At 54.6% G+C, this 12,523-nt stretch carries 9 protein-coding genes; 3 read left to right on the plus strand and 6 right to left on the minus strand.

Annotation, left to right across the window (positions count from 1 at the left end; all coding sequences use genetic code 11):
• Positions 1-189: 189 nt before the first annotated feature.
• A complete protein-coding gene (locus tag AB4Y96_RS03760; RefSeq protein ID WP_441915746.1) occupies positions 190-1,152 on the plus strand; it encodes a helix-turn-helix domain-containing protein in 963 nt (320 codons plus the stop codon).
• A 562-nt stretch (positions 1,153-1,714) separates the two neighbouring features.
• Positions 1,715-2,815, plus strand: a complete 1,101-nt coding sequence (locus AB4Y96_RS03765; protein ID WP_091883053.1) for a porin — start codon at positions 1,715-1,717, stop codon at positions 2,813-2,815.
• A 44-nt stretch (positions 2,816-2,859) separates the two neighbouring features.
• Here AB4Y96_RS03765 and AB4Y96_RS03770 read toward each other — a convergent pair whose 3' ends face one another.
• The 4 genes from AB4Y96_RS03770 to AB4Y96_RS03785 are packed head-to-tail and all read right to left on the minus strand — an operon-like array spanning position 2,860 to position 9,278.
• Positions 2,860-3,915 carry a CaiB/BaiF CoA transferase family protein gene (locus tag AB4Y96_RS03770; RefSeq protein ID WP_441915748.1) on the minus strand — a complete coding sequence of 352 codons (1,056 nt, stop codon included), beginning with the start codon at positions 3,913-3,915 and terminating at the stop codon, positions 2,860-2,862.
• Between the two features lie 49 nt (positions 3,916-3,964).
• A complete protein-coding gene (locus AB4Y96_RS03775) occupies positions 3,965-7,054 on the minus strand; it encodes an efflux RND transporter permease subunit (protein WP_091883058.1) in 3,090 nt (1,029 codons plus the stop codon).
• Complete coding sequence (locus AB4Y96_RS03780) at positions 7,051-8,136, minus strand: efflux RND transporter periplasmic adaptor subunit (RefSeq protein WP_441915751.1); 1,086 nt, start codon at positions 8,134-8,136, stop codon at positions 7,051-7,053. The genes AB4Y96_RS03775 and AB4Y96_RS03780 overlap by 4 nt, the downstream gene beginning before the upstream one ends.
• Positions 8,133-9,278, minus strand: coding sequence for an efflux RND transporter periplasmic adaptor subunit (locus AB4Y96_RS03785; protein WP_244518420.1), 1,146 nt, complete (start codon positions 9,276-9,278; stop codon positions 8,133-8,135). Before AB4Y96_RS03785 ends, AB4Y96_RS03780 begins: the two co-directional genes overlap by 4 nt.
• Positions 9,279-9,380: 102 nt before the next feature.
• Between AB4Y96_RS03785 and AB4Y96_RS03790 the strand changes: the two genes are divergently transcribed.
• The gene (locus AB4Y96_RS03790) at positions 9,381-10,040 is read left to right on the plus strand and encodes a TetR/AcrR family transcriptional regulator (RefSeq protein WP_441915753.1); all 660 of its coding nucleotides are present in this window, start codon (positions 9,381-9,383) and stop codon (positions 10,038-10,040) included.
• Positions 10,041-10,074: 34 nt separating this feature from the next.
• On the opposite strand, the gene AB4Y96_RS03795 is transcribed toward AB4Y96_RS03790, so the two are convergent.
• A complete protein-coding gene (locus AB4Y96_RS03795; RefSeq protein ID WP_441915755.1) occupies positions 10,075-12,015 on the minus strand; it encodes a beta-N-acetylhexosaminidase in 1,941 nt (646 codons plus the stop codon).
• A 17-nt stretch (positions 12,016-12,032) separates the two neighbouring features.
• Positions 12,033-12,509 carry a GNAT family N-acetyltransferase gene (locus AB4Y96_RS03800; RefSeq protein WP_441915757.1) on the minus strand — a complete coding sequence of 159 codons (477 nt, stop codon included), beginning with the start codon at positions 12,507-12,509 and terminating at the stop codon, positions 12,033-12,035.
• Positions 12,510-12,523: the final 14 nt, after the last annotated feature.

Consider the following 12,523-nt stretch of genomic DNA (forward strand, 5'->3'; position numbering starts at 1 on the left):
ATCAACAATCAACGGCTACCTACTTACTATCACGAAAAGCCCTTCCCGGATTCACGCACTTGTTATCGGTGTCTTCAGCCAAAACATGTAGATTGCGCAATCAGGAGAGGGCTCCCCGACACCCCGCCAAATGAGCTGCCCGCAAAGGGTGTATTTGTCCTGGTAAAACCCAGACGGAGAGTCAATCGCATGGGAATCGCATTTATGAACGACGGCGTGCCGGAAACTCTTCCCTGCATCAGTCATGAAACGCGTTCAAAGTGGCTGCTGCAAAGAGTGGCTATCCTGAGACGAAATCCCAACTTCGGGGCCGCTGCCACTGACTACGCAAACGGTGCCGTCAGGATTTTCGAAGGTCGATATATGGCCAACAAAGTCATGGCCAATGTTGCCCGCCAGGTGATCTGTATGTCTATTCTGGCGTTGCATTTTACACGCAGCAATGGAAATCACGGCGCAACAATATCCAGCATCCAGAACATAACGTCGGGTTTGAAGCTATGCAGCAAAAACACCACTGCCGCTACGATCGACCTTTTGGAAAACATAGGACTTGTTACCCGTGTGCTGGACGAAAGTGATCACAGAAATCACCTGATCCAACCAACCAACAAGATGATATTCGGCATCAGAAGAATTACCGGCATAGCCCTCAGTGCAGCGGACAAACTATTCCCCTCACGGCATTACAAACAGCTGATTGAAGGGTCGGATGATTTTGTGGAACGCTATTTCGCGTCCAGCCTGCACTCGTTGCTGAATATCAGCACAATGATCTCCAAGCTGCACAGTTCGAAACTGTTCGCGATCAGCGACGGGGGCGGCATCCTGCTTTGCAAACTTATGTCAATGAAGGGACAGCCATCAACAGTTACTGAAAATACTGTCTGCTTTCCCTATGATGATATCGGTCATCTCTACGGCGTTTCGCGCACACACATTCGCCGTTTAATGAAGCGAGCGGAAGCAGAAGGCCTCGTGCGCTTGCTGGAAGATGGAGGCCGACGGATAGATATATTGCCTCCACTCGATGATGTTTTTGAGAATATGGTTGCCGCGCATATCGCTCGCGCTCAGTTCGATATTCATCTTGCCAACAAAGATTACGATCTATTGCCCATAGATCGTACGCCTGACTATTACGCCGTCTGAAAAGCAAGAATTCCACGTTAACAAGCCCAAATAAAATGGCCCTGCCTTTAAAAGCAGGGCCTTTTGAGCATTGACTGGAGATCAACTGAACTCAATTGCCTTCTTGTTGAAGCGCAGTCCTTCTACGTCAACGAGAATATGCATTGTTACGTTGCATCCGATTTTCAAGGCAGTCAAAGGACATAACTGGTCGCATTTTGCTACCATTTTGATATCCATTTTTCTGCTGGCAGGCTGTTTCGCAAAGATATTTACCCGAAAAACCGATCCATTCGACAAATTCTCATCGGCGAGCCCCCACTTGGTTTGCGTCTTGCGAAGCTTGATTTTTGCGCGAAAACAGTAAGTCGGCTGGGCACTTTACCCTCCTCACTGCTTCATCCCTTGGTTGTAAGTCCCGGCGCTTTAAGGCCTACAGATTGTAGCAAAACGGCAACAGGAGCATTGGTAGCATGATACCACCAGTTATGTCCTTTGACGAAAAGGGTGCCAAAGTAAGACATAAGTGAGGCACTGCGTCTTTGGCTTGCCTCTAACAATTTATCCTTAACTGGAGATCGACATGAATATCAAAAGTCTTCTTCTCGGCACCGCCGCTGCACTTGTTGTGGTGTCGGGCGCGCGCGCTGCAGATGCAGTCGTCGTGGCCGAACCGGAGGCCGTCGAATATGTGCGCGTCTGCGACGCGTACGGCGCTGGCTTCTTCTATATTCCCGGTACGGAAACATGCCTGAAAATCGGCGGCTATATGCGTTATGATGCCGGCGGTGGTGACGACCCCTATTTGGGCGGTCACATGGGCGGCAAAAATGATACGTGGTACAAGCGTGCCCGTGCTGAAGTCCGTTTCGATGCACGTACGGAAACCGAACTCGGCACACTCCGCTCCTACATCCAGACACGTTTCCAGTACACGGATGGCAATCAGGACGGCGCGTCGATCCCACAGGCATTCATTGAGCTGGGCGGTTTCCGCATCGGTGTTGCTGATGAAATCTTCGGCTCATGGGTTGGTTATGCTGGTAACATCATCAACGACGACGTGATCCAGTACAACAGCTTTGCCAGCAACCAGGTGAGCTATACGTACACTGCCGGAAACGGCTTCTCTGCTATCATCGCCGCTGAACAGGGTGAAGCTGAGAATTTGAATGGTCAGAGTTACGATTACCGTATTGATGACTACATGCCCCATGCCCTTATCGGTGCCAAGTATGAACAGGGTTGGGGATCAATCTCCGGTATCGCTGGTTATGACTCGGCCGTCGAAGAATGGGGCTTCAAGGCTCGTCTGGACGTGAAGTTTACCGATACAGTGTCCGCCTGGGTCATGGGTGCCTATCAGACCAATTACAACGAAGACTCCTTCAATACCAACGTCAACCGCAACTGGTTCGGTACGTGGGAAGGTGACTACGCTGTCTGGGGCGGTTTGGCAGCCAAGGTTTCCGACAAGGCAACTGTCAACGCTCAGGTTGCCTACGAAGAACAGGGCACGATTGCTGCTGCTTTGAACGTGGCCTACGAACTTGTTCCCGGCTTCACGATCACACCGGAAATCAACTACACCAAGTTTGACGGTGCGCGTAAGGACTACTCAGAAGCCCATGGCGGCAACGACGATGCCTTTGGCGGCATTATCCGCTTCCAGCGCAATTTCTAACCATCACGGCATGAAATCCGGGGTCGAAAGGCCCCGGATTTTTATTATCTGGTAGGATTGAGAGCCGAGAACCGGGGTGCAGGTGCCGTCTCGATCAAGCCCGAGGGCGTCTCTTTATAAATGCCGCGCGCCTTATTGTGTACATGGTTTACCGCTTCAGCAATGCTCAGAACCGGTGTAAAGCAGGCATCGCTTCCTTCCAGAATTTCACACCAGTGATCGCGTGGATGACTGGCAAATAGTTCAGCGAAACGCGCCTTCAGAGCAGGCCATTGTTTGCGATCATATTGCGAAGCTGGATCGACATCTGTAAGTCCGAGTTTGGCGAGCAATATCGCATAAAACTGCGTTTCAAGTGCCCCAACAGTAATGAAACGCCCGTCGGCACAGATATAGCTGTCGTAAAATGGCGAGTCATGGAACGGGCTTGGCTCAACCCCGTCAATCTGCCCGCTCGCACGCGCGAGTTGCACGATTGTTCCAAGCATCGCCACCACATCGACAATTGCCGCATCCACCACTCTTCCCTGACCTGATATTCTCGCATCCAGCACAGCGCTGACGATACCGAAACACAAACCAAGAGAACCGGTCGCATCACCCATCACGGTTGGCGCCGCTATGGGCGCTTGTCCTGAGCGCGCAGAGAGAGAAAGCAGCCCCGTCAAAGCGAGATAATTCAGATCATGGCCAGCACTTTGCGCCAGGGGGCCTGTCTGACCCCAACCGGTCATGCGGCCGTAGACCAGCCGTGGATTACGGGCGGCACATTCGCCCGGTCCAAGGCCAAGGCGTTCCATGACGCCGGGCCTGTTAGCTTCGACCAATGCATCGGCACCCGCCACCAGCTCGAGCGCCTGCTCGACACCGGCAGCAGTTTTAAGGTCGAGAGCGACAATCCGTTTGTTTTGGCGAAGGGGATTGTTCCCCGCATCGCCACCGAATTCCTGCATGATTTTTAGCGGCGTCGGACGCGTGATCACTGTCACCTGCGCCCCAAGATTGGCAAGCATGAGCCCGGCAAGTGGTCCGGGGCCAATTCCCTCAAACTCGATAACCCGAAGTGTGTGAAGGGGATTTTCCGGTGCCTGTTCGCTCATGACATTCCTGTTGTCTGATGGGAGCACCCGGCTCCCACCTTATCATCCATCATGCGTTGACACCTTGAGGTTCCTGATGCTCCTCGGGCGGCGCATTATGATCGGGAGCCTTGATACGGAACCACGCAATATAGAGCGCTGGCAAAAACAGCAGTGTCAGCACGGTTCCAACGATAATACCACCCATCATGGCATAGGCCATTGGCCCCCAGAAAATCTCGCGGGCAATCGGGATCAGCGCAAGACTGGCAGCCGCAGCCGTTAACATAATGGGACGCATTCGATGCTCCGTCGCTTCGACGACAGCGCTCCATGGGTCTTTACCCTCACTTCGCAAATCCTCGATCTGGACGACGAGGATGACCGAGTTTCGGATCAGAATGCCGATCAATGCCAGCACGCCGAGCAATGCCACAAAGCCAAGTGGTGAGTTGCTGGAAAGCAGAGCGGCAACAACGCCGATGATTGCCAGAGGCGCGACCGCAAACACCAGGAACAGCCGCTGGAAGCTTTGCAACTGGATCATCAGTAGCGTCACCATGGCGAATAGCATCAAAGGTGCGACGGCAGCGATTGGAGCCTGGGCCTTGCCGCTTTCTTCAACGGCACCACCCACGACAATCCCATAACCGGGTGGCAGCTTTTCCGTGAACTCCGCTACTTTCGGGGCAAGCTGTGAGACAACCGTCGCTGGCTGTAAATCACCCAAAACACCGGCTTTCAGCGTGATGGTGGGTTGGCGCGCACGACGCCAGACGACGGACTGCTCAAGTTCGTAGCGGAAATTTGCCACAGCGGCTGCCGGTACGGACTGGCCATTGGCGGTTGTCAGCTGGATATTGCGCAGCTGATCGATTGATCCACGCTCATCAGCACGGGCGCGCACGATCACATCGATCAGATAGATGGAATCCCTGACCTGCGTGATCGTCGAGCCACCGACAACGGCGTTGAGCGACGAGGCAATTGATTCCGAGGTGATCCCCAGTTGCCGCGCCTTATCCTGCAGCACGTCAACCTTGATGACGCGTGATGGCTCGTTCCAGTCGAATGTAATGTCCCCGATGGATGGATTGCCTGCAATCAGATTGGCCATCTCATGGGAATAATCGCGGACCTTCTGAACATCGGGCCCACTGACGCGGTACTGAACCGGACGTCCGACAGGCGGACCGATATCAAGCAGATGCACAAAGGCATCGGTGCTTGGAAACTCGTTCTTCAGCCATGCCTGTAGTTTTGTTCGTAGCCGGTCACGCGCTTCGAGACTCTTTGTTACGATAACGGTCTGGCCGAAAAACGGATTTGATGGCTGCACGTCGAATGACAGAAGGAAGCGGATTGCGCCCTGCCCGACATAGGAACTCCAATGATCAATATCGGCATTCCCGGCCAGTTGCTCTGCCTCAAACTTATCCATCTGCGCCTTGGTTTCAAGGATCGAGGCATTCTGCGGCAGGTTCCAGTCGACAATCAGTTCGTGACGGTCGGAATTGGGAAAGAACTGTTGTTGCACATGGCCCATACCGTAGACTGACAGGGCAAAAATGCCCACTGTAACGGCGATTGTCACCCATCGGAACCGCATGCAAGCCAAGAGAATGCGCTGAAACAGCGTGGCAAACCGGCTGGGATTCTCGTGCTTGTTCTTCATTGTTTTCGGTAGCAAAGTCACACCGAGCAGAGGCGTGAAAACCACGGCCACGATCCACGAGACAACAAGCGATACGGCAATCACCACGAACAGCGTATAGGTGAATTCGCCCGCCGCACTGCTATTGAGACCAACGGGAATGAAGCCTGATACTGTCACCAACGTGCCTGTCAGCATCGGAAAAGCCGTGTGGGTATAAACATAGGTTGCGGCTTTTCGTAAGTCATCTCCCGACTCTAGCCGTGCCACCATCATCTCGACAGCGATCATGGCGTCATCCACAAGCAGCCCAAGCGCGATAATCAATGCACCGAGCGAGATACGCTGGAGCGAAATGCCCATATACTCCATCACCATGAAGGTGATCGCCAGAACAAGCGGTATAGCCAGCGCAACGACAAAACCAGCGCGCATTCCCAGACTGACAAAGCTGACCGCCAACACGATAGCAACCGCCTCGAACAGCGCCCGGGTGAAACCCGAAACCGCTTCTTCGACGATCTGCGGCTGGTCCGAAACCAGATTAACACCAACGCCAACAGGCAAATCCGCCGTGATCTGCTGCATCTGCGCTTTAAGATGTTCGCCAAATTTAAGCAGATTGCCGTTCGGCTTCATACCAATGGCAAGTCCGATCGCTTCCTTGCCGTTCACACGGAACAGGCTGGTCGGCGGGTCCGCATAACCACGGGTAACCCGCGCCACATCGCTCAAACGGAAAAACCGGTCATTGACGCGCAGATTGATGGCCTGAAGGCTTTTTTCCGATACGAACTGCCCGTTTACCCGGATCATCACCCGCTCGGGTCCAGTCTCGATAACGCCCGATGGGGTAATCGCATTCTGGGCCTGCAAGGTGCTGATAATGGCCTGTTGATCCAGCCCCAGAGCGGCAACCTGTTTGGGAGAAAACTCCAGATAGATCGCTTCGTCCTGCGCCCCGACCAGCTCGACCTTGCCAACATCGGGGACAGTCAGGATTTTCCGCCTGACGTCTTCAACGTAATCACGCAATTGCCGCTGGCTGAGTCCATCTGATGTGAAGCCGTAAACATTGCCATAGACATCGCCAAACTGGTCATTGAAGAACGGTCCGACCACACCTTGCGGAAATTGCGGTGAAATATCCCGGATCATGTTGCGGACGCGAATCCAGGTTTGCGTCACCGCATCGCCGCGCACCGTATCCTTGAGATTAAGGAAAATCGTTGTCGAACCCGGCGAACTGACACTGCGGGTATAGTCCAGCGTGTCCAGTTCTTCGAGCTTCTTTTCAATCCGTTCGGTGACCTGCGTTGTCGTGTCCTCAACGGAGGCTCCCGGCCATTGCGCCGAGATCACCATGGTCTTGATGGTGAAGTTCGGATCTTCCTCACGGCCAAGATTGAGGTAGGAGAAAATCCCCGCAATCGTAAAAACGATCATGAAATACCAGACGAGAGACCGGTGATCGAGCGCCCATTCTGAAAGGTTGAACTTTTTCATAGTGGATTCCCGTCAGTCAGCTTGATCTTTTGGCCATCGGTAAGGCTGTGTGCGCCCGCCGTTGCTATCCGGTCGCCGTCCGTCAGCCCATCCGCGACAATTGCTTCGAAGCTGGTGCGATTTTCCAGTTTGACCTCTTTGGCGGAAACTGTTGCCTGCTTGCTGTCAATGAGCCAGACAAACGTCTTGCCGTCCTTGTCGAGAATGGCGGTGGCCGGAATGCGTATTCTCGGGTCAGCCGCTGTCGTCAGATAGGCGGTCACGGTTGTTCCCAGACGAAACCCTTCCGGTGGCTGTTCCAGGGTAATGCGTGTACGGCGCGTGCGCGTGGCTTCATCGGCCTGCGGGGCTATTTCCCGGACAACACCCGACGTCTGGATTGTTGGATCGGTTTGGAGCGAAACGCCGAACTTGCTGCCGATTTTAATGGGGTTGGCGACGGCTTCCGGTATATCAACAACAGCTTCCCGCACATCGGGGCGCGCAACCACGGCAATCTGTTGGCCCGCAGTCACTGTCTGTCCCACATCCGCCTGCAGCGATGTCACAACACCGTCAAAATCAGAGCGCAGCACCGCATAACCAAGCTCTTCACGTGCCTTGGTCAGGTCAGCCTCGGCCCGTACAACGGATGCCCGTGCCGCTTCATGTGCCTGCTGTGCCTGATCAAAAGTCGCTTCCGTCGCCGAACTCTGGCTAAGCAGTGCTTTCTGTCGATCTTCCGTTGACGCCGCATTGGCAAGCTGGGCTTTGGCTGAAGACAGGCTCGCTTCCGCAGCCTGCACCGCCAGCTCAAGCGCCAGCGGATCGATTGCTGCTATCTCCTGCCCGTTCGAGACCTGATCACCCACTGAAACGTCACGGCGAACAATGCGCCCGAGCGTGCGGAAACCAAGTTTGGTTTCAAAACGCGGCTCGACCTTCCCGGCAAAGCCGCGCACCTGCACGGACTGTGATTTAAGGATGGTGGAAAGAACTGGCCGGATGACCTCGGGCTTTCCGGCCTCATCTTCTTTTTGGCAAGCAGCAAGACCAAGGCTCAGACAGACAAGGCTTGCACCGGCAACAAGAACACGCCTCATGATGGATCACCATTCTTGACTGCTACAATTTCGGTCGGACGCAACCGGGTTCCACCTGAGGTTACGACCTGATCGCCCGCCTGCAGGCCGCCGCCAATTGCGACGTTCAAGGACTCATAGGCCGTCACCGTCACGCTGCGCAGGCTGACCGCTTTTGTCTGCGGATCAATCACCCATACGGCTGGCTTGCCATTATCCGATGTCATTACCGATGATGGTAAAACAGCCGCTTTGACAGCAGCCAGTTTCACCGTTCCGATCACCACAGAGCCGAGCGCCATTTCGGGCCGCGGGTTTTGCACGGCCACTTTTACACGTACCGTGCCAGAAGCATCATCAACGGTTGGCGAAACCTCGCGGATCGTGCCTGTGGCTGTGATAGTGGGATCGTCGAGCAGAGTAATCTGAATCTGGTGGTTGCCGATGTTTCGCGTTACCAGCCCTTCATACACATTGAAGATTGCGTCGCGCGGCCCATCGACGGCCACTGTGAATGCAGTTGACGCGATCTGGGTCACCTGCCCTACCTCGATATTGCGGGCGGTCACGACACCCGAGGCATCCGCTTTCAGCTCCGTATAGGAAAGTGTTTCGCGCGATGTATCGAGTTGAGCCTTGGCTGCGTCGAGCGACCCTTGCGCCGTGCGCTGGGCTTCTTCGGCGCTGTCATAGGCGCTCCTTGTGGTGAACCCTTGTGCAAGAAGCGCCTTCTGCCGGTCAAAAGCCGATGTGGTCTGCCTGACCTGCGCCTCTGCGGAACGCACAGCAGCGTCCGAGGCGTCAAGATCGGCCTTTTGCTGCGTTGGATCGATACGTGCAAGCACGTCACCCGCTGCCACATGATCACCGACATCAACAAGCCGTTCTGTTACCTTGCCACTCACCCGGAACGATAGATTGCTGTCGATCTTGGCACGTATTTCGCCGGTCACCGAAACACTTTGCGCATAGTCGGTGAACTCTACCTTGACCGCATTGACCTGTGCCGGTGGTTTCTGTTCTGCAGCCTTTTCAGGCTGACAACCCGCCAATAGGGCAAGCCCAAAAACCATGATAATCGCTTTGCGCATGAGGGGGATATCGCGCCGCCATGATTGGCGCTCAACCGTCAATTTCGGGGAGTAAAAGTCAGGCCGCATCATTCTACCAATCCATGAAAAGGTGTGACGGGTATATTATTGACTGATTGTTCAGTCAATGTATAATCTCATTCAAACGACTTCAATGCTCCATTGGAAGAAATCATGGCTGAAATAAAAGAGGCGTCAAGCGCCGAGGTAGCTGCCACTGCACCGGGAGTGAGGGCGCGCCGCAAGGCTCAACGTCCGCAGGAAATTCTGCATGCTGCTTTCGATGAGTTTGTTGAGCGCGGTTATACAGCAACCCGCATCGAAGATGTCGCCAACCGGGCTGGTGTCACCAAGGGCACGATTTATCTCTATTTCCAGAACAAGGAAGAGCTGTTTCAGGACGTCGTGCGCAAGCTGTCACAGCCAATTTTCAACGAGGAGCAGTTCTGGCATGAGCACCAGAACCGCTCCAGCGACGAACTCGTGCGGCTATATCTGGATACGGTTTATGAACACATGACCGTGAACCCCTACTCCCGCGAAATCCTCCGGTTCCTGATTTCCGATGGCCGGAGCTTTCCGGAGTTGACCGCATCGCATTACGAGGAATTTGTCCGGCCAATTTTGACGATGCTTCAACACATCCTTGAGAAAGGCGTTCGGGAGGGTATTTTCCGGCCGGAAGCGGCCGCCAGCCAAATGAGCTATATTCTTCTCAGCCCGGCGCTGACATTGACAATCGACAAGCTCCTGGACTGTCAGACTGACCTTCCCGAGCTTGGCGACTATGTGAACGCCCATTACGAAATGATTATGCGCAACGTCCGCAACTAGAACTTTTTCCGGTGATACCGGCGTATAGCGTAAATCATGCCTCCGATCGAAAGCCATAGAGAATCGGCATCAACCCGGCCAAAGCCTTGAAGCGGCTCCAGGACTTCGCTTCCGGTCTTGTCCACCCGGTCTCTGCCAGCGCTGAAATACGCGGGAAGACCAGCCGGTCAAAAACCGCACGATCCGTCATCGGTTCAGACCAGATGCAGGTCTGGACACCGAGAAACCGCTCCCTTTGCGATGTGCTCCAACCTTCGACGGGATCAAAATTATAAAGCTTCTCCGGCTCTGACCAACCCGCCCAACCGGCACCGGGCTCCGACCAGTCAGGACTATTGGCCATATCGAGATAGTAGACCGGGCCGGGACAGACCACGATGTCATAACCTTCCGCCGCAAGCTTTGCGCTGATTTCTACCGTGTGCCAGCCATTGAGATAACAGTGGTTCTTATCAATGCCGCTGCCATGGGCGGCCTCTTCCCACGCACCGGTGATGCGTCCACGTTTGGTGAGTGATGCCTGAACACGCTTCAGGAAATCCGCCTGAAGCACTGCCGCATTGTCGCTGCCCAATTGGGCAAGCCGTGCCTTAGCCTGCGGTGAACCAGTCCATGCGTCGGCGGGTACTTCATCCGCTCCGACATGAATTGTCTTCGAGGGAAAAAGTTCGAGCAACTCGTCCAGAATGGTTTCGACAAACTGATAGGTTTCCTCGCGCGCGGGGTTGAGGCAATTGTTCGGGAAGCCCTGAATGGAAAAATACTCTCCTGCCTCCTTCGGATCGCGCAGCCATGGCAGCGATTGCAGAACGGAATAGCAATGCCCCGGCATATCGATCTCGGGTACGACATCAATACCGAGATCATCGGCCAAACGGATGATCTCGCGAATAGCAGCCTTGGTGTAATAGCCACCCATTGCTTCCGGGCCTGAGCCCAGCAATGGCGGGATCGGCAGACCATGGCCGCGCCACGCGCCAACGGAAACAAGTTCCGGATAGGCATCGATCTCGACGCGCCAAGCTTCATCATCCGAAAGATGCCAGTGAAAGCGATTGAGCTTGTTCCACGCAAGGATATTGAGGAACTGGCTGATCTCGGCTGATCCATAGAATTGCCGGGAAACATCCAGATGCGTGCCGCGCCAGCGCATGGCTGGTTCGTCGCAAATATCACCTTCAAGCGGAAACACAAAAGTTTCCGGATGGAGCCGTGCACCACGCACAATCTGGCCAAGAGTGATGAGGCCATAGAGCAAACCTGAACGGGTACTGGCTGTCACTTCTGTCTGATCACCGAAACGGATCGCATAGGCTTCCGCTTTGAATCCTTCTGCAATTCGAAGCGTCACGGGCAGACCGCCCTCAGCCTGCGGACGAACAATACCCTCAACAGGAAAGAGTGACTGTACCAAGGTTTCAAAAATATCAGCGGCACGCTTGGCTTCATCATCTCGCGGCAGCAAAGCAAGTCCCAAAGGCACGGAACGGCGGCCGGAAATCGAGACCGCTTGCGGCCATGGCACAATGGAAAGCGGAACATCGACACGAACAGGAACAGGATAGATTTCGGCGCCACGCTTTAATGGTGCATTGTCACCGATGGCACGGGTGGGTGTGATTGCAACGGGCGAGGTCGTTCCGTCGGCAAGAACGAGATAGGCGGTGGTGCCCCCATCGGTCCAGTGGCGTAAAGGATAGCTCAATCCTCGCGCTGTGATTGTCCATGATGTTTTGGGCTGAAGCACAAAATCAAGTGGCGGTGCGAATTCCGAATGATTGGAAAGCCGGGCTGTCAATGTTGCACCTTCCACAGAAGCAGCCGGGTCAATACGGCCCGGTCCACTCACACAAAGGCGGAAGTCCCGGATTGGCTCATCTGAGAGATTGGTAAGGGTCAGTAAATAGGCAAGAGGTTCATCGTCCTTGGCAGGATGCCACGTGGTTGCCAGTCGGAATGCATATCGTGATGTCATGGGTAAGCTTTCAGGATTTAATCTGGATATCTGAGCAGTCCGGCAAAAACGCCGGGTTCGGAATCGGCAATCGGCGTTGCTCCGACTGCACGGACGTAGAACTCGACGGGACCGACATCACCGATCGCCGCGTAGCCATAGCCCTGCACGCGCATATCGAGCAGGCAGGCAAGCAAAAGGTCGTGGCCAATGCCTACGCCTCTGGCGGTTTCGCTGACGCCGGTTGGTCCGAAAAAACCACGCGCAATGGCATCGTAACAGGCAAAGCCGACGAGCTTGCCATCCTTGGTCGCAATGAAGCAGGCCGATGGTTGACGGGTGCAGGCAATGGTGGCTTCGCTTGCCCAGCCGGGACCAAATTCCTGCTTGATCCAGTCTGAAACAAGACCGAGTTCAGGAGCGAGCACCCGGCGAACCGCAATACCTGCATCAGCCAGACGCTGATCAAGTTCCGGTTTCGGTTCAAGCGCATATAGTCTGACAAGAAGGTCCATCACATATCCCTTTA

It is taken from the genome of Phyllobacterium sp. TAF24 (assembly GCF_052113785.1).
In the GTDB taxonomy this organism is placed as follows: domain Bacteria; phylum Pseudomonadota; class Alphaproteobacteria; order Rhizobiales; family Rhizobiaceae; genus Phyllobacterium.

What these genes read in the sequence shown, in the direction of transcription:
- AB4Y96_RS03765 (WP_091883053.1), top strand. Translation starts at nt 1,715, where the DNA reads ATGAATATCAAAAGTCTTCTTCTCGGCACCGCCGCTGCACTTGTTGTG.
- AB4Y96_RS03790 (WP_441915753.1), top strand. Translation starts at nt 9,381, where the DNA reads ATGGCTGAAATAAAAGAGGCGTCAAGCGCCGAGGTAGCTGCCACTGCA.
- AB4Y96_RS03800 (WP_441915757.1), bottom strand. Translation starts at nt 12,509, where the DNA reads ATGGACCTTCTTGTCAGACTATATGCGCTTGAACCGAAACCGGAACTT.
- AB4Y96_RS03780 (WP_441915751.1), bottom strand. Translation starts at nt 8,136, where the DNA reads ATGAGGCGTGTTCTTGTTGCCGGTGCAAGCCTTGTCTGTCTGAGCCTT.
- AB4Y96_RS03795 (WP_441915755.1), bottom strand. Translation starts at nt 12,015, where the DNA reads ATGACATCACGATATGCATTCCGACTGGCAACCACGTGGCATCCTGCC.
- AB4Y96_RS03775 (WP_091883058.1), bottom strand. Translation starts at nt 7,054, where the DNA reads ATGAAAAAGTTCAACCTTTCAGAATGGGCGCTCGATCACCGGTCTCTC.
- AB4Y96_RS03770 (WP_441915748.1), bottom strand. Translation starts at nt 3,915, where the DNA reads ATGAGCGAACAGGCACCGGAAAATCCCCTTCACACACTTCGGGTTATC.
- AB4Y96_RS03785 (WP_244518420.1), bottom strand. Translation starts at nt 9,278, where the DNA reads ATGATGCGGCCTGACTTTTACTCCCCGAAATTGACGGTTGAGCGCCAA.
- AB4Y96_RS03760 (WP_441915746.1), top strand. Translation starts at nt 190, where the DNA reads ATGGGAATCGCATTTATGAACGACGGCGTGCCGGAAACTCTTCCCTGC.